Origin of the sequence: Gemmiger formicilis, from assembly GCF_018784445.1 — a bacterium.
Classification (GTDB): domain Bacteria; phylum Bacillota; class Clostridia; order Oscillospirales; family Ruminococcaceae; genus Gemmiger.
On the sequence record NZ_WQOH01000005.1, the window covers coordinates 73,254 to 90,998 of the forward strand.

The window sequence follows — 17,745 nt, forward strand, 5'->3', positions numbered from 1 at the left end:
GGGTTATTTGCCTCCTTTCCGCAGCTCGGCCATGTACCAGCCCTTGGCAAGGCCCATCGTCTGGCTGACGGGGCGCTTGGCCGGGCAGGCGTAGGTGCAGCTGCCGCAGGCTACGCACAGATCGACGCAGCGTGCTTTCAGCGCAGAGAAGTCCTTGTTGGCAAAGTCCTGCGCAATGACCACAGGCTCCAGGCCCATGGGGCAGGCTTCGATGCAGCGGCCGCAGCGGATGCAGGCCGAAGGCTCAGGCAGGGCGGCAGCCTGCTTGCTGAACAGCAGCAGGCCGTTGTTCTGCTTGAGCACCGGGAAATCTGCGCTGGGGGCGGCGGCACCCATCATCGGGCCGCCGAAAATGATCTTGCCCAGCTCGACACCCTCTTTGATGCCGCCGCAGGCTTCGATCACGTCGCGGTACAGCGTGCCGATGGGCACCTCGATGTTCTGGGGCTTGGCGATGGCATCGCCCTCGACGGTGACGCGCTTCGACACCAGAGGAATGCCGGTCTTGAGGAACTTGCCCAGCGTGGACACAGAGGTCACGTTCATGATGACGCAGCCGGCATCCGCGGGCAGGCCCGGCTTGCCGGAAGGGCCGACCTGCGGCACTTCGCGGCCGGTGCAGGTCTCGACGAGCGTTTTCTCGGCGCCCTGCGGGTAGCGCATGGGCAGGCCCTTGACCTCGACGCCCTTCATCTCGCGGGTCAGCGAGGTGAGCAGGTCGATACACTCGGGCTTGTTGCGCTCAATGCCGATGATGCAGTGCGGGATCTCGCAGTACTTCATGACAGCGGTGATGCCGGAGATGATCGTGTCGCTGCACTCCATCATCTCGCGGCAGTCGGTGGTCAGGTACGGCTCACACTCGGCCGCGTTGATGAGCAGCGTGTCGATGGTGTTGGCCGCCAGCTTGACGTGGGTCGGGAAGCCCGCGCCGCCGACGCCCACCAGACCGCAGGCCTGGACAGCTGCCATCAGGCTTGCCTTGTCGGTGACGACCGGCGGCACGCAGGCCGGGTCAACGGTCTGTGCACCATCGGTCTTGATGGCGACTGCGGTAGCCATGCTGCCGTTGGCCATACGCAGCGGGGCGACATCCTGCACGGTGCCGGACACGCTGGAATAGATGTTGGCGGACACAAAGCCGCCGGCCTTGCCGATCATGGTGCCTACCATGACGGTGTCGCCTTTTTTGACGACCGGCTCTGCGGGCGCGCCGATGTGCATGGACATGGGAATGACAACGTGCTCAGGCACCGGCATCTTGTTGGTCGGCTGCCCGGCTGTCGCCTTCGTGTGCGGCACAGCAGCACCCTTGGCAGAGCGCTTTAGGGACTTGAACAATCTGATTTCCCCCGTTTCTCTCATTTTTCTCGTCCGGCAGGTCAGGTTTGCTCCCCTGCACAGGCGGATAACAATACACTTTAATTGTATCATCTTTGGGGTTCAAGTCAAGCAATCAAATGGGGTAAACAGGCCATTTTGTCCCGAACCCGCAAGATTTGCAACAATTTTCGCAATCGATGCAGGATAAGAAAGGTGTATAAAAATTAACAATCCAATAAAGAAAATGGACACCTGTCGAAACAAGTGCCCATTTCTTATTTACAGATCAATCTCCTGCAGCCGCAGCAGCGCCAGAATATAAATCTTCAGCGCCTCGATCAGCTTTTCAAACGGCGTGCCCTCGTTGGCACCGTGCATCGGGCCGGCAAAATCCGGGATGACGATGTCGGTGTGCTCGGGGCCGAAGCTGACTGCATACGGGAAGTGGCGCGCGTAGGTGCCGCCGCCCATCGTGAAGGGGGTCTTGCCCTCGCCGGTCACATCGTTGTAGGTGTTGATGAGCGTTTGGATGGCCGGGCTGTCCGCGTCGATGTAGAACGGCACACGGCTCGTCACATTCTCGATTTTTGCCGCTGTGCCGCAGACTTTCTCCATGGCGGCGGTCATCTTTTCGGGGTCGGTGTTGGTGGGATAGCGGCAGTCGAAGCTCTGGCGGAGGATGCCGTCCTGCATCTCAATCGTGCCGCCGATGATGGTCAGCGGGTCAAACAGGCCGTCGTCTGCGGCAATGCCCAGGGCGCTGCCATCGGTGGCGGCGTGCAGGGTGTGCAGCACCTGCAGGTAGGCTTCCTCCTGCGGGGTGCAGACGCCGCTCTTGAGCAGGCAGTCCACGATCAGGCTGATGGCGTTGACGGTGCCCTCGGGCATGGCAGCGTGGCCGCTCTTGCCCCAGCCGCGGATGACGGTGGAACCACCCTCCCCTGCCTCAAAGGTCACGCCTTCGGTCTGGATCAGCGCGCCAGCGCCCACCTGCACGGTGCAGGATGCGTGGTCAGGCACGGCGTTGTGGGCCACGCCGCCCTCAAAGGCGGTGATGATGCCCTTCTCAAACTTGGGGCTGACGATCTCGCCGTTAAAGCCGCCCTTTTCGCCGTTGCAGACCGGGAACTCGGCGTCGGGGGTGAAGCAGAATGCGGGCATCGGGTAATGCTCGGCGTAGTAGTCTACATCGTGCATATTCGTCTCTTCGTTGGCACCCAGCAGCGCACGCACCGGGTATTTCAGCGCTGCACCGCAGTCTTTCAGGTATTTCAGCGCATACAGGCACAGGATGCTGGGGCCTTTATCGTCGGCCACGCCGCGGCCCAACAACCAGCCATCCCGCACGCGGACGGTGTAGGGGTCAGCGTCCCAGCCATTGCCCTCGGGCACAACATCGGTGTGGGTGATGGTGGCAAGGAACTTCTGACCGTCGGCGATCTTGCCGGTCTCGGCCCAGCCGATGTAGCTGTCGGCGTTGAAGGTGTCCAGGCCCAGTTCATCGGCGATTTCCAGCGCCTTGGCCAGCGCGGCCTTGGGGCCGGGGCCGAATGGTGCGCCCGGCTCGGGCGTGCCCTCGACACTGGGGACTGCCACCAGGCGGGTGATATCACGCAGGATGTTGTCGCGGTTGCCTTCCACAAAGGCGTCAATCGACGCCCAGCGCGGATCGTTCACGTTCATAAGAGTTTCCTCCTGAGTTTTTTCTTCCAGTATACCACATTGGCGGAATTTGTAAACAGAAAGTTGGATCGGGATGATGGTATTTGCCGCCCCGCAAACATTCACCGCATCCTTCCTTCTCCGCCCATCAGCGCGGTCATTTCCTCAATGCGTTCCAGCGGGAATGGTGGTGTGCAGAGCGGCCGCAGGGCAATACTCATAAGCATCATCGGGTTGTCGTCGGCGGCATGGGGCCATGCCGCCCTGTGGTTTGTGATGGCGTTTGGCGTAGGGCGAGGTACCCTCACCCCGCCGCGCAGCCTCGCCGGAGTTTGCCGTCAATCTTTCTCTTCCCCGCTGTTCATCGTCACGATCTCACAGATCGCACGGCCTGTGGGGGTGCCTGCGAGACCGCCAATGCCGGTCTCGCGCAAATCTTTGCTCATGGCGTTGCCGACCTCGGCCATCGCGTCAATGACCTCGTCGGCGGGGATGTGCCCCACGACGCCCGCCAGCGCCATATCGGCGGCGGATACCGCGTTCATTGCGCCGATAACGTTGCGCTTGATGCAGGGAATCTCCACCAGCCCGGCCACCGGGTCACAGACAAGGCCCTCTAAATTCGTAAGCGCCATGGCAAAGGCCTCGGCGCACTGCTCGGCTGTGCCGCCCTTGATGTCCACGAGAGCCGCCGCCGCCATGCCGCTGGCGGCACCCACCTCGGCTTGGCAGCCGCCTTCGGCTCCGGCCAGCGTGGCCCGCGCGGCCACAACCTGCCCGAACCCAGCGGCCACATACAAAGCGTGATGTACGGCGTCCTCATCTGCCAGCCCGCGCCGCCATAACGGCAGCAAAACCGCAGGCAAAACGCCGCAGCTGCCCGCCGTGGGGGCCGCTACGATGCGCTTCATGCAGGCGTTGCACTCGGCGGTTTTCAGCGCTTCGGACATCACATCGGCAAAAAAGCCGTCGGCATACAGCGCCCCTTGGGCCGCCGCTGCGCTGACTTTGGCCGCATCGCCGCCCGCAAAGCCGCTCATCGAGCGGTCGGCCCCGCAGTAGCCATCGCTGGTGCTGCGCATGACCGCCCACAGGCGGTGCATCTCGGCCTCGCTCTCGGCGCGGGTCAGACCGCTCTCGGCCAGGTCGCTTTCCAGAATGACCTCGTACAGCGGCTTGCCGCTCTCCTTGCAGAGCTCGACCATGTCGCGAACTGAAGAAAATGCCATCTTTCCCGCCCCCTTACAGATTTAGGATGGTGACTTTGACGATGCCCGGCAGGCAGGCAAGCTCGGCGTGGACGGCGTCCGGAATCGGCTCGTCGCATTCCAGCACCATGACGGCGTAGCCGCCCGCCGCCGAGCGGTAGAGCTGCATCGTGGCAATGTTGACGCCGTGGCCGCTCAGGCAGCCGGTGACGGCCGCCACATGGCCGGGTGTGTCCTGGTTGTGGACGATGAGCGTGTTGTGGTCACCGCCAAAATTCGTCGTGATGCCGTCAATTTGGCAGATGTTGATGCGCCCGCCGCCGATGGAAGCGCCCACGACTTCCAGCTTGCGGCCCGACACACCGGTCAGCCGCAGCACGGCTGTGTTGGGATGCGCCCCGCGCAGGTTGATCGTGCCAATTTTGAAGTGCAGTCCGGTCTCTTTGGCGATGGCGAAGCTGCGCGGGATGCGGTCGTCGTCGGGCTGCATCCCCAAAAGGCCCGCCACCAGCGCTTTGTCGGTACCGTGGCCGCGCCCGGTGGCGGCAAAGCTGCCGTAGAGCAAAATCTCTGCGTCGGCGGGCTGCTCGCCCAGCAGACGCCGCGCCGTGCTGCCAATGCGCACCGCGCCCGCCGTATGGCTGCTGGACGGCCCGGTCATGACCGGGCCCAGCACATCAAATAACCGCATCGTGGGCACCTCTTTTTCAATGGGATACCAAAAGTATAACGGATTCCCGCAGACAATGCAAGACTTGGCAGAAAGCACAAAAGAATCCAAGAAATTTTGTGGATCGGTACAAAGAATGGAAAGTGCAGATGTGGGTAAAAACGCCATAAAAAACCAAAAGCCATGATAAATCTTACGATTCATCATGGCTTTTGTTGGCGGAGTAAGAGAGATTTGAACTCTCGCGGCGGTTTCCCACCCTACGCCCTTAGCAGGGGCGCCTCTTCGACCTCTTGAGTATTACTCCACAAGTCAAAGTGATATAAAATATTCACTTGTTATTACAAAATGGCGGAGAGGATGGGATTCGAACCCATGGTCCGCTCGCGCGAATCGCTGGTTTTCAAGACCAGTTCCATAAACCACTCGGACACCTCTCCACAGTGGCTGCCGCCAGAATGCAGGTATTATTATACAAAAAAGCGGAGGGGTTGTCAACCCTTCCGTGCAAACTTTTTTAAATTTTATTCCGCATTTTCCGGCGCGGTGCGCACGGCGTGGTATCCTTGGCGGCAGAGCAGGCGGTCAGTGCGCCAAAGCAGAGAACGGCGGTCAAAGTCAAAGCGGCAATACGTTTCATGGTAAAAACTCTTTTGAAATTCGGTTGGTTTCAAAATATCTAGTTCAGAGGTCGCTCACGCATAGAAACGCAAAAGCCGCCGCAGTGTTACACTGCGGCGGGAAATTTTAAAAAATATTTTACAGTGCGCAGGGGATGAAGCCGTCCTTACCCAGTACCTGCACCTTGGTGTAGCCCAGCTCTTTCAGCTTGGCGGCGGCTTCCTCAAAGCCGTAGGTCAGCGCCTTGGCGTCGTGGGCGTCGGCGGTGATGACCACGTTGCCGGACAGAATGAGCCAATCCTTCAGGATGGCGTCGGAGGGGAAATAATCCTTGCGGAAGCCGCGGTACGCTGCGGAGGTGTTGACCTCCAGTACGCAGCGGTTGCGGGCGGCGGTCATCAGGGCGGCGTTGGCAGCAGCGGTGTAGCGCGGGTCGTTCTCGTCAAAGAACTTGCCGTCGCCGTTGATCTTTTTAATCAGGTCAAAATGGCCCAAAATCGTCGGCTTCTTCTCGGCGACCTTGGCCACATTGGCAAAGTATGCCTCGACCACGGCGAGCGCGTCACCGTCGAAATCGTCGTCGATGCAGGCGCGCAGATCCTCCTCGCGCCAGTCGATTTCATAATATTTGCCGGTCTTGGGGCCTTTGACATAGTGGGCGCTGCCGATCCAGTAGTCGTACTGGGTCGGGTCGTCATCGCTGTACAGGTCCCATTCCAGGCCGCACAGAATGTCCAGCTTACCGGCATAGCGCTCTTTCAGCTTGGCGACCTGCGCCTTGTACAGGGCGGTGCGGCTCTGGGTCATGCAGTATTCCAGGTCGTGGGGGGTGTGGCTGTGGCCGCTGAAGCCCAGCGTCTGCAGCCCGGTGCGCCATGCGGTGACTGCGATCTCCTCGGGGGTGTTTTTGCCGTCGCACAATTTGGAATGAACGTGTACAGAGCTTTTCAGGTATTCGCCAGCCATAGTTTACTGCATCCTTTCCTGCTTGACCTTGTGGTCGATAACGTGTCGTTTTTCGAGCTCTTTGGTGATGTCCTCAACAGAAATGCCCAGCTCGATCATCAGCACCATGACGTGGTAGGCCAGGTCGCTGATTTCGTAGATGGTCTCTTCTTTGTCGCGCTTTGCGCCCGCAATGATGACTTCGGTGGATTCCTCGCCGACTTTTTTGAGAATCTTCTCCAAGCCCTTGTCGAACAGATACGTGGTGTAGCTGCCCTCCTTGGGGTTGGTCTTGCGGCCCTCGATCAGCTCATACAGGCCCTGCCAGGTGAACTGTTTCAGCTCGTCGGAGACGTAGACCGGGTTGAAGAAGCAGCTCTCCGCGCCGGTGTGGCAGGCGGGGCCAGACTTTACAACGTCGATGACGAGGGCATCCTTGTCGCAGTCGGCGGTGATGGAGACGACCCGCTGCACATTTCCGGAAGTATCGCCCTTACGCCAGATTTCCTGGCGGCTGCGGGACCAGAACACGGTGCGGCCCTCGGCAATGGTCAGGGCCAGCGTCTCGGCGTTCATGTACGCGAGGGTCAGGACCTCTTTGGTGTAATGATCCTGCACGATGGCGGGAATCAGGCCGTTTGCGTCAAATTTGAGGGTCTTGGAATTTTCGGTAATTTCCATGTCGGACACTCCTAATGTAATATAGTTTAGTGTACCTCTTTTTGTGGGTTTTGGCAAGAGGTAAAGTGTAGGTTTGCTATAGTTACGCAGTAGGGGCCGGGCATGCCCGGCCCGCGGCTTTTCCGCAAGAGGACGCTTTTGGGAATGTTGCGGGCCGCACATGTGCGGCCCCTACCGGGTGGCTGCATGGCGAAGGGGGAATCACACTCGCATCTCTACGCCGTTCGTGCGCAGATATTTCTTCAAATTGTTGATTTCCACCTGCTTCGTGTGGAAAATCGACGCGGCCAGCCCGGCGTCCACGGCAGGGTGATTGCGGAACAATTCAAGGAAATCCTCTTTTTTGCCCGCGCCGCCGGAGGCAATGATGGGCACGGCACAGCGGGCAGCCACGGCGTCCAGCAGCTCCAAATCAAAGCCATTCTTGACGCCGTCGGTGTCGATGGAGTTGACGACCAGCTCTCCCGCGCCGTTTTTGACGCCCTGCTCGAGCCAGCTAAGCGCATCGATGCCGGTGTTCTCGCGCCCGCCCTTGGCAAACAACATAAATTTGCCGTCCACACGTTTGATATCGGCGGAGAGCACCACGCACTGGTTGCCGTATTTCTGCGCCGCAGCCGGGATGATACCGGGATTGCGGATGGCGCCCGAGTTGACGCTGACCTTGTCCGCGCCGCATTTCAGCACGCGGTCAAAGTCGTCCAGCGTGTTGATGCCGCCGCCGACGGTCAGCGGGATGAAAATTTGGCTGGCGACCTGGCGCAGAATATCGGTGAAGAGTCCGCGCCCCTCGACGCTGGCGGTGATATCGTAGAAGACCAGCTCGTCGGCGCCGGATGCGTTATAGTACCGCGCCATTTCGACCGGGTCGGCCATGTCCTGCAGGCCCTCAAAATTCACACCCTTGACAACACGCCCATTTTTGACGTCCAGACAAGGAATAATGCGTTTGGTAATCATGCGTTCACTCCCCCTCGTACAGCCGCACAGCCTTGGCCAGATCGATGGCCCCGGTGTAGATGGACTTGCCCAGGATGGCCGCGTGGCAGTGCATGGCCTGCAATTCGGCCAGTTCGGCCATGGCGGCGATGCCGCCGCTGGCGGTGATCTCCAGCCCGGGGATGGTCAGAAGTTCGCGGTACAGCGCCATGTTGGTGCCCTGCATCGTGCCATCCCGGGAAATATCCGTGGCGATGATGGCCTTGACGCCCGCTTCGGCACAGCGGCGGCAGAACGCCACGCCCGGCTCGGGGGTGACTTCCTTCCAGCCGTTGACGGCCACAAAACCGTCCTTCATGTCCACGCCGACGGCAATCTGTGCGCCGTATTTCTGCGCCATTTCTTGGGTAAAGGCAAAATTTTTCACGGCGACCGTGCCAAGAATGCAGCGGTCAACGCCCAAATCGAGATATTGACGAATGCGCGCCTCGTCGCGGATGCCGCCGCCGACCTCGATTTTCAGGCCGCCGAGTTTTGCAATGGCGGCGATGGTCTGCATATTCGCGGTGGTGTCATCCTTGGCACCATCCAGGTCAACGACGTGCAGATACTTCGCACCTGCGTCGATAAATTGCTGCGCCTGGGCCACTGGGTCGGCGTTGTAGACGGTCATCTGGTCGTAATCGCCCTGGTACAGCCGCACGGCCTGGCCGCCGCGCAGGTCAATAGCGGGGTATAATTTCATGGTATTCCCTCCCCTTTACAGTTCGGCAAAGGCCTTTAACAGCCGCAGGCCGGTGCCGCCGGATTTTTCCGGGTGGAACTGGGTGCCGTACACCAGCCCTCGCCGCACCGCGCCGGTGACCGGGATGCTGTACTCGCTGATGGCAAGCGTTGATGCAGCGCAGTTTTTGGCGTAGTAGCTGTGTACGTAGTAAACGTACTCGCCGTTTTTGATGTACTTAAAAAGTGGGTCGTTTTCCCGACCGGGTACGATGTCCAGCGCGTTCCAGCCGATGTGTGGTACTTTCAGATTGGGGGCGGCCAGATCGTCTGCCAGGGGGCAGACTGCGCCGGGGATAAGGCCGAGGCCCGCGTGCTCGCCGTATTCATAGCTTTTTTCAAACAGCAGCTGCATACCCAGGCAGATGCCCAGCAGCGGCTTTTTCTGTGTTTCTTCGCGCAGAACAGGCACAAGGCCGGTGGCCTCGAGCTTGGCCATAGCGTCGGCAAACGCCCCGACGCCGGGCAGCAGAATGTGATCCGCCGCCCGCAAATCGTCGGCATCGCGGGTCACGCGGATCTCTGCGCCCAGGCTTTTGACACTGGACGACAGGCTGAACAGGTTGCCTACGCCGTAGTCAACAATAGCAATCATGTGAAATTCCCTCCCCTAAAAAGATCGACCCCTTAAACCCCTGAAATCTCATCCAGCGCTGCGAAGAAACGCTGCATCTGCTGGGGTGTGCCGATGGTGATGCGCAGGTAATCCGAGATGCGCGGCGCGTTGAAATGACGGATGAGGATGCCGCGGGCGCGGAGCTTTTCAAAAATTTCCTTGCAGGGCATCCGATCGGTGGTGGCGAACAAAAAGTTCGTGGCAGAGTCAAACACGGTAAAACCGCGGCGGCGCAGCTCGTCGGTGGTGTGGGTGCGCTCGGCAATGACCTTTGCTGTTACATCGGCAAAATAGGCCTCGTCGGAAATGGCCGCCACACCCGCCGCCTGGGTCATGGAATTGACATTGTAGGGGCTGTAACTGAACTTGACGCGGTTCATATCGGCAATCAGCTCGGGCCGCGCGATGCAGAAGCCCAGCCGCGCCCCCGCCAGGTTGTGGGTTTTGGAGAAGGTGTGGGTGATGACGAGGTTGTCGTAGGTTTCCAGCAGCGGCAGGCAGCTCGACCCGGCGGGCGCAAACTCGACGTAGGTCTCGTCCACAATGACGATGTTGTCGGGGTTCGTTTTCAGCACTTCCTCGATGGCGTCCACCGGGGCCAGCAGGCTTGTCGGGGCGTTCGGGTTGGCAATGACGATCGTCTCATGCAGGCCGCAGTACTTTTTAAGGTCGATGGTCAGGTCACTTTCCAGCGGGATGACGTGCTGCGGGATGTGCAGTAAATCACACAGCACTGTGTAAAAACTGTATGTCACATCGGCAAAGGCCAGCGGCGTATTTTCATCGCAAAAGGCCCGCAGCGCCAGCAGCAGGTTTTCGTCGCTGCCGTTGCCGCAGAGGATGTTTTCCGGGCGCACGCCCCAATGCCTGGCAATGGAGGCATTCAGGTCGCCGTTTGTCAAATCGGAGTACAGCCGCAGCCCGGGCACGGCCGCCGCCACCGCCGCCGCCACGCCGGGCGCGGGCGGATACGGGTTTTCGTTGGCGTTGAGCTTGACGATGTCAGCGATTTTGAGCTGCTCGCCGGGGGTGTAAGGCTCCAGCGACGCAAGGGTTTTGGTAAAATAACGGCTCATGGGTGATCCTCCCCATCCGGTATGTAGAATTGGTCAAGATGCCATTTGGCGTGGTTTTCGTCGATGTAGCGCCAGATGGTGTCATAGTCGAGTTGGTCGCGGATGATGTGGTCATAATATCCGCGCTGCCATAATTGCGTGCCAGCTGTGCGGTTTGTCATACGTTTGAGCGTGGAAACAAATGCCGGAACGGATTGATTGGCACGCACGGTTGTAGGGGGCGGCGTCCTCGACGCCCCGGACGGGCCTTGGGTGACTGCAATAATCAAATGAATATGATTTGGCATGACCACAAATTTTTCAATTTGCAAATCCGGGTAAAAATTTTCCATGGCTTCAATTTGCGCGATAACAATTTTACCGTGCGGCGACGGCAGCGTGCGCGGGGCGTCGAGGACGCCGCCCCCTACGACACGGCCGAAAACTTTTGCTTTATCCCGGGAACAAATCGTGATAAAATACGCGCCAACTGTGCCATAATCAAATTGAGGCAAACGGTTGGATTTCCGCTTCGGTAAACTCATTCCTCAAACCGTATCGTCACACTCTTGGCGTGGGCGTGCAGCCCCTCGTGCTCGGCAAAATTGGCGATGCGGCCCTGGACTTCACCCAGAGCTTCGCGGGTGTAATAAATAAAGCTCGACTTCTTGACGAAATCGTCCACGCCCAAGGGGCTGGAGAACCGCGCCGTGCCGCTGGTAGGCAGCGTGTGGTTCGGGCCGGCAAAGTAGTCGCCCAGTGCCTCGGGCACATTTTTCCCCAAGAAGATGCTGCCGGCATTCTGCACAGAGTTGAGTACGGCAAACGGGTCGTCAACGCAAATTTCCAAGTGCTCCGGCGCGATGATGTTCACGGCCTCGATGGCCTTGTTCATATCGTCGGTGACGATAATTTTGCCGTTCGTGTCCACGCTGGCGCGGGCAATGGCGGCGCGGGGCAGCTGCGGGATCTGCACTTCCAGCTCAGCCTGCACGGCCTTAGCCAGATCCCAGCTGTCGGTGACGAGCACCGGACTGGCCAGCTTGTCGTGCTCGGCCTGGCTGAGCAGGTCTGCCGCGACCCAGGCGGGGTTGCAGGTACCGTCAGCCAGAACCAGAATCTCCGACGGTCCGGCGATCATGTCGATGCCGACCTTGCCGAACACCTTGCGCTTTGCCGTTGCAACGTAGATATTGCCGGGGCCGACGATCTTATCCACGGCGGGCACGCTCTCGGTGCCGTAGGCCAGCGCGGCCACGGCCTGCGCACCGCCGGTCTTGAAAATCAAATCAATACCCGCAATGACCGCCGCCGCCAGAATGGCGGGGTTCACCTTGCCGTCCTTGCCTGCGGGGGTCGTCATGACGATCTGCTTGACGCCCGCGACCTTGGCGGGGATGACATCCATCAAAACGGTCGAGGGGTACGCCGCTGTGCCGCCCGGCACGTAGACGCCCGCCCGCTGGATGGGGGTGTACTTCTGCCCCAACACAATGCCGGGTCTGTCGTTGACGACAAAATTTTTGTGCAGCTGCTGCTCGTGGAAGTGGCGGATGTTCTCAGCGGCCATCTTCAGCGTTGTGATGAACTCCGGGTCGGTCTTTTCCAGTTCGGCAAAGGCCTCGTCAATCTCCTCTTGGCTGACGCGGACGTCGGTCAGCTCGGCGTGGTCGAACTTGGCGGCGTACTCGATCAAAGCGGCATCACCTCGGGCGCGGACATCCGCGATGATGGCGTCGACGGTGGCTTCCACGTCGGCTTCGGCGCGGATATCACGGTTCAAAATTTCCTCGGGGCGTACCTCATCAAAGTCATACAGACGGATCATTTTGCAAGAGCCTCCTTCATTTTATTCAGCAGCTCGGTCAGCTGGGCGTATTTGAACTTGTAGCTCGCCTTGTTGGCGATAAACCGCGCCGAGATCGGCATGAACTCCTCAATCACGGTCAGGTCATTTTCACGTAAGGTCGTGCCGGTCTCGACGATATCGACGATGACGTCGGACAGGCCCAAAATCGGGGCCAGCTCAATGGAGCCGTTCAATTTAATAATGTCAATGTCGCGGCCCCGGCGCTCGTAGTGGTCGCGGGCAATGTTGACAAACTTCGTAGCAACGCGCAAAGCACGGCTTTCGTCGTCAGCAAAGTTCGCGGGGCCAGCCACGCACATGCGGCATTTGCCCATGCCGGTATCCAGCAGTTCATACACATCCGCGCCGGACTCGGTCAGGATATCCTTGCCCACGATACCGATATCCGCCGCGCCGTGCTCCACGTAAATGGCGACGTCGCTGGGCTTGACGAGGAAGTACCGCACGCAGGCGTCGGGGTTTTCCACCACCAGCTTGCGGGTGTCGTTGTAATCCTCGGTGGCGCTGTACCCGGCACCCGCCAGCAGCTTGTAGGCCTTGTCGCCCAAGCGGCCCTTCGGCAGCGCAATATTCAGCCAGGTCTTTTCGCCGCCCTGCTGCTGTACCGGGGGCAGCGGCGCGGCCAAGCGTTCCAGCTCGTCCAAGTACATCGCAAAGCCGATGGCGTTTGCGCCGGGGGTGAACCGCTGCATCAGGTAGTCGTAGCGGCCGCCCTTGAGCACCGCGCGGGGGATGCCCGCCACGTACCCGGTGAACACAAGGCCGTTGTAATATTCCATTTCGTCCGCCATGCTCAGATCCAGCTGGGTGCCGCGGCCATCCTCGCCCAGGGCGTTCTGCAGGACCTGCAATTCTTCCAGGGCGTTGCGCTGGGCGTCGCACAGGCAAGCGGCGCGGGCTTTCGTCAGCGTCGCGCCCAGAGGGCCGTGCAGGTCAAGCAGCCCAGTCAGTGCGGCGGCTGCGGTGTCGTCCAGCCCGGTATCCAGCGCAGCAGTGCGCAGTTCGTGGGCGTTTTTGGCACGCAGGAAGTCCAGCAGCCTGGCCCGCGCCTCGGCGGGGACGTTCAGCGCGTCCAGCAGGCCGGTCAGGTAGCCCATGTGGCTGACTTCCAGCACGGTGGGCACATCCAGTGCGGCCAGGCTTTGCAGGGCCAGCCGCACCACGGCGGCCTGCTCGTCGGCATCTACTGCGCCCATGCTCTCCAGACCCATCTGGTGGATGGTCTGGAAGGTGTGGCTCTCGCGGCTGGGGCGGCAGACTTCTTCATTATAATAAAAGCGCTTGCACTCCCCCGCTGCGGGCTGGGCCGTCTTGGCGATGGACAGCGTCACATCGGGCTTGATGGCGCGCAGCTTGCCGTCCAGGTCAGTGAAGGTGATGACCTGGGAATCCGGCAGGAAGCGCTGATACTCCTGATAGAGGGCGTATTCCTCAAACCGGGATGCGCGGTACTTGCGGTAGCCTGCGCCCTCGTACAGGGCACGCAGGCGGAAAGTCGCCTGCTCGGCGGGGGTGAAGCTCTTGAGTTCGATTTCCATAACGTTCCTACCTCTCTCGTCCAATACAAATTCTATTATACTTTAGCGCGGTAAAGTTGTAAAGTGCTTTTGTAGTAAAATCGCGGACATTTGTGCGCGGAAATTGCGGCTACGGTGCGGCGGCCAGAGGACTGGCCGCCCTACGGCCGTGGCACTTGTGTAGGGCGGGCAGTCCCATGCCCGCCGCGGCGCGATCCCGCAGCAACAAATACAAAAAGGCGCACCTTTGCCATAAAACAAAGATGCGCCTTGCGCGTTTGGTGTATCAGCCCTTGCAGCCCTGCTCCTCCCAGTCGCCTGCCACAGCGGGGTCAACGATCTGGGTGGGGTCAATCTTGCCGTCCGCCGTGCGGGGGGCCTCCGTGTGGCCCAGCTCGACCGGGTTCACGTTGGGGGTGTCGTAGTCGGCAGCCTTCGGGGCGGGGGTCTCTTCAACTTCCGCAGGTTCCTCGGGCTTTTCCTCCTCGGCGGGGACGGCAGGTTCTTCAGGTGCGGCGGGGGCGGGTTCAGCCACAGCGGACGCATCGTCAGCGGGCTCGGCGGAATCGGTCTCAGGCTCGACCTCGTCCTCCGAACCCCAAATATGCTCGTACTCGTCGTCGTGATGCGCACGGTTCTGCAGAACATAAACGGCAGCGCCCACAGCAGCGGCGCCCACGGCCAAACCGGCCAGTTTTTTCAGTAAAGACATGGTCAAAACCTCTTTTCGAGTAAAAATCTTGTGTTTGCGGTTAGTATACCACAATCGTTTCCAAAATACAAGTGCCGAATCCTACAACACAGGTGGGAAAAAGTGGACGCTTTTCATACAATGTACAACTTGTCGAAAATGGAGCGGTGTGGTATGATGTACAGGAATTTTGCAAAAAGAGGGTCTAATAAGGTGAAGTATATTTTCCAGTTTGCCCGCATCACGGCGTTCTGCCTGGCGGGCGAGGTTCTGGCGGTGGTGCTGCCGCTGCCCATCCCGGCCAGCGTGTACGGCCTGCTGCTGATGGTCGCGGCGCTGAAAACAGGCGTGCTCAAGCTCGACCAGGTGCGGGAGACCGGGCTGTTTTTGACCGGCATCTTCCCGCTGCTGTTCGTCCCGGCGGCGGCCGGCGTTGTGGAGCTGGGCAGCCAGCTTATGGATTTGCTGCTGCCCGCCGTGCTGGCTATCGTGCCCATCACGGCGCTGGTCATGGCCGTGACCGGCATGGTCGCGCAGAAATGCGCAGGCAGAAAGGAGCACAAAAATGGCTGAATTTTTGCAGCAATGCGGCAGCTGGGGCGTGCTGGCGACGCTGGCGGCCTACGCGGCGGGCGTCTGGGTCAACCGCAAGACTGGCAAGGCACTGTTCAATCCCCTGCTGATGGGCAGCATCTTCGTCATCGTGTTTTTAAGCTGCTTCGGCGTGCCCTACGCCGACTATAAATCCAGCGCCCAGCCCATCAGCTGGCTGCTGATGCCTGCCACGGTCAGCCTGGCGATCCCCCTGTATGAAAAATGGGAGCTGCTGGAAAAGAACCTGGCCGCGATCTTTGCGGCCATTGCGGCGGGTGTGCTGACGAGCCTGGGCAGCGTGCTGGCGATGGCGTGGGTGCTGAGAATCGAGCGCACCCATGCGGTGAGCTTTCTGCCCAAGTCGGTCACGACGGCCATCGGCATGGATGTGGCCGAGACGCTGGGCGGTGCGGCGGCGCTGGCGGGCGCGGTCATCATTCTGACCGGCATTGTTGGCAGCCTGATGGGTGAGACGGTCTGCAAGGTCTGCCATATTACAGACCCGCTGGCCAAGGGGCTGGCACTGGGCACCTCGGCCCATGCCATCGGCACGAGCAAAGCCTTACAGATGGGCGAGGTCGAAGGCGCCATGAGCGGGCTTGCGATTGCGGTTGCGGGTATCATGACCGCGATCCTGGCCCCGGTGGCGGCAAATTTTTTGCCGTAAAGGGGCGATAAGGGAAAGAGGCGGGGCGTCGAGGACGCCGCCCCCGAGGCGCGGGTCCCGCTTGGCGGCGCACAACGAGCGCCGCCAGTTTGCTCCGCAAACCCGCTCTTGCGGTTGTTTGCCCCACAGGGGCAAACATTGTTCGCCACCCCAGTTTCGCTTCGCTCAACTGTGGCCCCTGACTCACAACCCCGCACCACGTCGCAACAGCGGCAGTTTTCTTTGCCAGCTTTCTTTTGCGGCCAAAAGAAAGCTGCCTCCCGGGAGCCTGCCGTTTATCCTTTAGCCGATACTCTCAAAAATACCCGGTATCCGTGTGCACATCCGCGCTTTCCAGTCCCATGGATACCCCTAACGCTTCATCTACGCGGCGCATATCGTCGGGCGGGATGATACCTGCCCGCTCCCGCAGGCGGCGTTTGTCGAGGGTGCGAATCTGTTCGGTCAAAATGATGCTGTCCTTCGCCAGGCCGCAGCGGTCGGCCCGCACGCTGATATGTGTGGGCAGCCGGTTTTTGTCCTGGCGGCTCGTGATGGCTGCTGCAATGACCGTGGGACTGTGCCGGTTGCCGATCTCATTCTGGATGATAAGTACCGGCCGTATGCCCCCCTGCTCGGACCCGACGACCGGGCTTAAGTCGGCGTAGAAAACCTCTCCGCGGTGGACTTCCATAAGAAAAACCTCCCTTTGCTTGTTACTCAAAGTATAAGCAGAGGGAGGTCTTTTTAATCATCCGCCGTGATTTTTGCAGCGAGGGCATCGCCTTTTTCACACAGCGCTGTAAACAGCTTGGTGTTTTCCAAGGGCCGCATCACCAGCCGGGTGCGCACGGCGTCCACTGCCGCACACCCGAAGAGCACGGCAAAAATCGCGAACAGCGTGTACACCACCGAGCTGTGGTGCGCCTGGGCCTGCAAAAGGCCGTTCCACAAAAAGTTGCGGAACGCGGGCACCTGATGCAGAATGTAAACGCCCAGCGTCGTGCCGGACAGGGCGTTGACCCACCGCACACAGCCGAGATCCAAATTTTTAAACAGGTAGAACAGCGCCAGCGCGGCCAGCAGGTTGGGCAGTGCGCCCAGCGCCGTGCGGTAGTAGGCCACGTACTGGAACGCCTTGCCGTCGGTCAGACCGCGCGTTTCCAGCACAGCGCGGATGGCCGTGTTGACCAGCGGCAGCCCCAGCCCAAGGGCCAGCGCCGCCGCGCGGTTTTGCAAAAGGCGGGCCAGGCGGTTTTCGGGATAGCGGCGCAGGTAGGCGGCCAGCAGGTACTCATACAAAAACATCCAGGCAGTGTCGCTGACGATGCCGTTCTCGCCGAAAAGCGTCGGGTAGAGGATCATCGGAACGGCCAGCACGGCCAACAGCCCCCGGTGCGCGGTGCGCGGCAGGCCACGCAGTACGCGGTTCAGCAGCGGCACGCAGAGCAACAGCAGCAGATAGTCCGAGATAAACCATAGCTGCCGGGTCGAGGCCGGGAACGCCGCCCACCGCAGCGCACCGAGGGAGACATCCAGCCCGGCGAGCCTGCACAGCAGCGTGACGGGCACCGTGTAGAGCCACAGCGACAGCCACAGCGAGAGCGGGCGGCGTGTTTTGTACGGCTGTTCGCACAAAAACCATCCGCCGATGAGGATGAACACGCTGCACGCAATGCGCGACCCGCAGCCGATGAGGCAGAATGCGAAGGAGGACGGCAGCGTGGTATAGTCCGCAATGCCGCCCTGCCCGGTCAGATGGTCGCCGATGATGAGCAGCATACACAGGATGCGCAGCAATTCTAAATTGCTGCTGCGCTGGGTCTTGCCGGGCATGGGAACCTCCTTGAAAAATGACAGCAAAATTGTAGGGGCCGGACATACCAGGCCCGCGGCCTATAAATAGGAGCGTATTTGCGGGAAA

20 protein-coding genes and 2 tRNA genes are annotated in these 17,745 nt (G+C 60.3%); 2 read left to right on the forward strand and 20 right to left on the reverse strand.

What is annotated here, in order from left to right:
• Positions 1-3 precede the first annotated feature (3 nt).
• From GPK89_RS03180 to GPK89_RS03260, 18 genes are all read right to left on the reverse strand, one after another.
• Positions 4-1,365: an RnfABCDGE type electron transport complex subunit C gene (locus tag GPK89_RS03180; RefSeq protein WP_215691544.1), complete on the reverse strand. Its 1,362-nt coding sequence runs from the start codon at positions 1,363-1,365 to the stop codon at positions 4-6.
• A gap of 237 nt (positions 1,366-1,602) precedes the next feature.
• On the reverse strand, positions 1,603-3,006 hold the full coding sequence (locus GPK89_RS03185; RefSeq protein ID WP_215691545.1) for a Sapep family Mn(2+)-dependent dipeptidase: 1,404 nt from the start codon (positions 3,004-3,006) through the stop codon (positions 1,603-1,605).
• Positions 3,007-3,107: 101 nt separating this feature from the next.
• Positions 3,108-3,293 carry a hypothetical protein gene (locus tag GPK89_RS03190; RefSeq protein ID WP_346344823.1) on the reverse strand — a complete coding sequence of 62 codons (186 nt, stop codon included), beginning with the start codon at positions 3,291-3,293 and terminating at the stop codon, positions 3,108-3,110.
• Positions 3,294-3,323: 30 nt separating this feature from the next.
• On the reverse strand, positions 3,324-4,214 hold the full coding sequence (gene sdaAA, locus GPK89_RS03195) for an L-serine ammonia-lyase, iron-sulfur-dependent, subunit alpha (RefSeq protein ID WP_215691546.1): 891 nt from the start codon (positions 4,212-4,214) through the stop codon (positions 3,324-3,326).
• A 13-nt stretch (positions 4,215-4,227) separates the two neighbouring features.
• Positions 4,228-4,884: an L-serine ammonia-lyase, iron-sulfur-dependent subunit beta gene (gene sdaAB / locus GPK89_RS03200; RefSeq protein ID WP_215691547.1), complete on the reverse strand. Its 657-nt coding sequence runs from the start codon at positions 4,882-4,884 to the stop codon at positions 4,228-4,230.
• Between the two features lie 195 nt (positions 4,885-5,079).
• A tRNA-Ser gene (locus tag GPK89_RS03205) sits at positions 5,080-5,170 on the reverse strand.
• 42 nt (positions 5,171-5,212) lie between these two features.
• Positions 5,213-5,303 (reverse strand) — tRNA-Ser (locus GPK89_RS03210).
• 77 nt (positions 5,304-5,380) lie between these two features.
• The gene (locus GPK89_RS16490; RefSeq protein ID WP_275951420.1) at positions 5,381-5,503 is read right to left on the reverse strand and encodes a hypothetical protein; all 123 of its coding nucleotides are present in this window, start codon (positions 5,501-5,503) and stop codon (positions 5,381-5,383) included.
• Between the two features lie 119 nt (positions 5,504-5,622).
• Positions 5,623-6,450: a PHP domain-containing protein gene (locus tag GPK89_RS03215; RefSeq protein ID WP_215691548.1), complete on the reverse strand. Its 828-nt coding sequence runs from the start codon at positions 6,448-6,450 to the stop codon at positions 5,623-5,625.
• A gap of 3 nt (positions 6,451-6,453) precedes the next feature.
• The gene (hisIE, locus tag GPK89_RS03220; protein ID WP_215691549.1) at positions 6,454-7,110 is read right to left on the reverse strand and encodes a bifunctional phosphoribosyl-AMP cyclohydrolase/phosphoribosyl-ATP diphosphatase HisIE; all 657 of its coding nucleotides are present in this window, start codon (positions 7,108-7,110) and stop codon (positions 6,454-6,456) included.
• A 201-nt stretch (positions 7,111-7,311) separates the two neighbouring features.
• Positions 7,312-8,070, reverse strand: a complete 759-nt coding sequence (hisF, locus tag GPK89_RS03225) for an imidazole glycerol phosphate synthase subunit HisF (protein ID WP_215691550.1) — start codon at positions 8,068-8,070, stop codon at positions 7,312-7,314.
• A 4-nt stretch (positions 8,071-8,074) separates the two neighbouring features.
• Positions 8,075-8,794 carry a 1-(5-phosphoribosyl)-5-[(5-phosphoribosylamino)methylideneamino]imidazole-4-carboxamide isomerase gene (hisA, locus tag GPK89_RS03230; RefSeq protein ID WP_215691551.1) on the reverse strand — a complete coding sequence of 240 codons (720 nt, stop codon included), beginning with the start codon at positions 8,792-8,794 and terminating at the stop codon, positions 8,075-8,077.
• 15 nt (positions 8,795-8,809) lie between these two features.
• The gene (hisH, locus tag GPK89_RS03235; RefSeq protein ID WP_215691552.1) at positions 8,810-9,427 is read right to left on the reverse strand and encodes an imidazole glycerol phosphate synthase subunit HisH; all 618 of its coding nucleotides are present in this window, start codon (positions 9,425-9,427) and stop codon (positions 8,810-8,812) included.
• Between the two features lie 32 nt (positions 9,428-9,459).
• Entirely contained in the window at positions 9,460-10,524 is a 1,065-nt protein-coding gene (gene hisC, locus GPK89_RS03240) for a histidinol-phosphate transaminase (protein WP_215691553.1), read from the reverse strand.
• Complete coding sequence (locus GPK89_RS03245; RefSeq protein WP_215691554.1) at positions 10,521-11,048, reverse strand: transposase; 528 nt, start codon at positions 11,046-11,048, stop codon at positions 10,521-10,523. Before GPK89_RS03245 ends, hisC begins: the two co-directional genes overlap by 4 nt.
• Positions 11,045-12,331, reverse strand: a complete 1,287-nt coding sequence (gene hisD / locus GPK89_RS03250; RefSeq protein WP_215691555.1) for a histidinol dehydrogenase — start codon at positions 12,329-12,331, stop codon at positions 11,045-11,047. The genes GPK89_RS03245 and hisD overlap by 4 nt, the downstream gene beginning before the upstream one ends.
• Positions 12,328-13,911, reverse strand: coding sequence for an ATP phosphoribosyltransferase (gene hisG / locus GPK89_RS03255; RefSeq protein ID WP_215691556.1), 1,584 nt, complete (start codon positions 13,909-13,911; stop codon positions 12,328-12,330). The genes hisD and hisG overlap by 4 nt, the downstream gene beginning before the upstream one ends.
• Positions 13,912-14,176: 265 nt before the next feature.
• Positions 14,177-14,602, reverse strand: a complete 426-nt coding sequence (locus GPK89_RS03260) for a hypothetical protein (RefSeq protein WP_215691557.1) — start codon at positions 14,600-14,602, stop codon at positions 14,177-14,179.
• 192 nt (positions 14,603-14,794) lie between these two features.
• Between GPK89_RS03260 and GPK89_RS03265 the strand changes: the two genes are divergently transcribed.
• Together GPK89_RS03265 and GPK89_RS03270 are read left to right on the forward strand one after the other, a co-directional pair.
• Positions 14,795-15,154, forward strand: a complete 360-nt coding sequence (locus GPK89_RS03265; protein WP_291232394.1) for a CidA/LrgA family protein — start codon at positions 14,795-14,797, stop codon at positions 15,152-15,154.
• A complete protein-coding gene (locus tag GPK89_RS03270; protein WP_215691558.1) occupies positions 15,147-15,842 on the forward strand; it encodes an LrgB family protein in 696 nt (231 codons plus the stop codon). Before GPK89_RS03265 ends, GPK89_RS03270 begins: the two co-directional genes overlap by 8 nt.
• Positions 15,843-16,137: 295 nt before the next feature.
• On the opposite strand, the gene GPK89_RS03275 is transcribed toward GPK89_RS03270, so the two are convergent.
• Positions 16,138-16,515, reverse strand: coding sequence for a type II toxin-antitoxin system PemK/MazF family toxin (locus tag GPK89_RS03275; protein ID WP_215691559.1), 378 nt, complete (start codon positions 16,513-16,515; stop codon positions 16,138-16,140).
• Positions 16,516-16,568: 53 nt separating this feature from the next.
• Entirely contained in the window at positions 16,569-17,657 is a 1,089-nt protein-coding gene (locus GPK89_RS03280) for an acyltransferase family protein (protein ID WP_215691560.1), read from the reverse strand.
• Positions 17,658-17,745 lie beyond the last annotated feature (88 nt).

Bases quoted from the DNA above. Each gene is read 5' to 3' on its own strand.
- hisH (WP_215691552.1), bottom strand. From the start codon at position 9,427: ATGATTGCTATTGTTGACTACGGCGTAGGCAACCTGTTCAGCCTGTCG.
- hisG (WP_215691556.1), bottom strand. From the start codon at position 13,911: ATGGAAATCGAACTCAAGAGCTTCACCCCCGCCGAGCAGGCGACTTTC.
- GPK89_RS03185 (WP_215691545.1), bottom strand. From the start codon at position 3,006: ATGAACGTGAACGATCCGCGCTGGGCGTCGATTGACGCCTTTGTGGAA.
- hisF (WP_215691550.1), bottom strand. From the start codon at position 8,070: ATGATTACCAAACGCATTATTCCTTGTCTGGACGTCAAAAATGGGCGT.
- GPK89_RS03280 (WP_215691560.1), bottom strand. From the start codon at position 17,657: ATGCCCGGCAAGACCCAGCGCAGCAGCAATTTAGAATTGCTGCGCATC.
- GPK89_RS03275 (WP_215691559.1), bottom strand. From the start codon at position 16,515: ATGGAAGTCCACCGCGGAGAGGTTTTCTACGCCGACTTAAGCCCGGTC.
- GPK89_RS03260 (WP_215691557.1), bottom strand. From the start codon at position 14,602: ATGTCTTTACTGAAAAAACTGGCCGGTTTGGCCGTGGGCGCCGCTGCT.
- GPK89_RS03215 (WP_215691548.1), bottom strand. From the start codon at position 6,450: ATGGCTGGCGAATACCTGAAAAGCTCTGTACACGTTCATTCCAAATTG.
- hisIE (WP_215691549.1), bottom strand. From the start codon at position 7,110: ATGGAAATTACCGAAAATTCCAAGACCCTCAAATTTGACGCAAACGGC.
- GPK89_RS03245 (WP_215691554.1), bottom strand. From the start codon at position 11,048: ATGAGTTTACCGAAGCGGAAATCCAACCGTTTGCCTCAATTTGATTAT.
- GPK89_RS03270 (WP_215691558.1), top strand. From the start codon at position 15,147: ATGGCTGAATTTTTGCAGCAATGCGGCAGCTGGGGCGTGCTGGCGACG.
- hisD (WP_215691555.1), bottom strand. From the start codon at position 12,331: ATGATCCGTCTGTATGACTTTGATGAGGTACGCCCCGAGGAAATTTTG.
- sdaAA (WP_215691546.1), bottom strand. From the start codon at position 4,214: ATGGCATTTTCTTCAGTTCGCGACATGGTCGAGCTCTGCAAGGAGAGC.
- hisC (WP_215691553.1), bottom strand. From the start codon at position 10,524: ATGAGCCGTTATTTTACCAAAACCCTTGCGTCGCTGGAGCCTTACACC.
- GPK89_RS03180 (WP_215691544.1), bottom strand. From the start codon at position 1,365: ATGAGAGAAACGGGGGAAATCAGATTGTTCAAGTCCCTAAAGCGCTCT.
- sdaAB (WP_215691547.1), bottom strand. From the start codon at position 4,884: ATGCGGTTATTTGATGTGCTGGGCCCGGTCATGACCGGGCCGTCCAGC.
- GPK89_RS16490 (WP_275951420.1), bottom strand. From the start codon at position 5,503: ATGAAACGTATTGCCGCTTTGACTTTGACCGCCGTTCTCTGCTTTGGC.
- hisA (WP_215691551.1), bottom strand. From the start codon at position 8,794: ATGAAATTATACCCCGCTATTGACCTGCGCGGCGGCCAGGCCGTGCGG.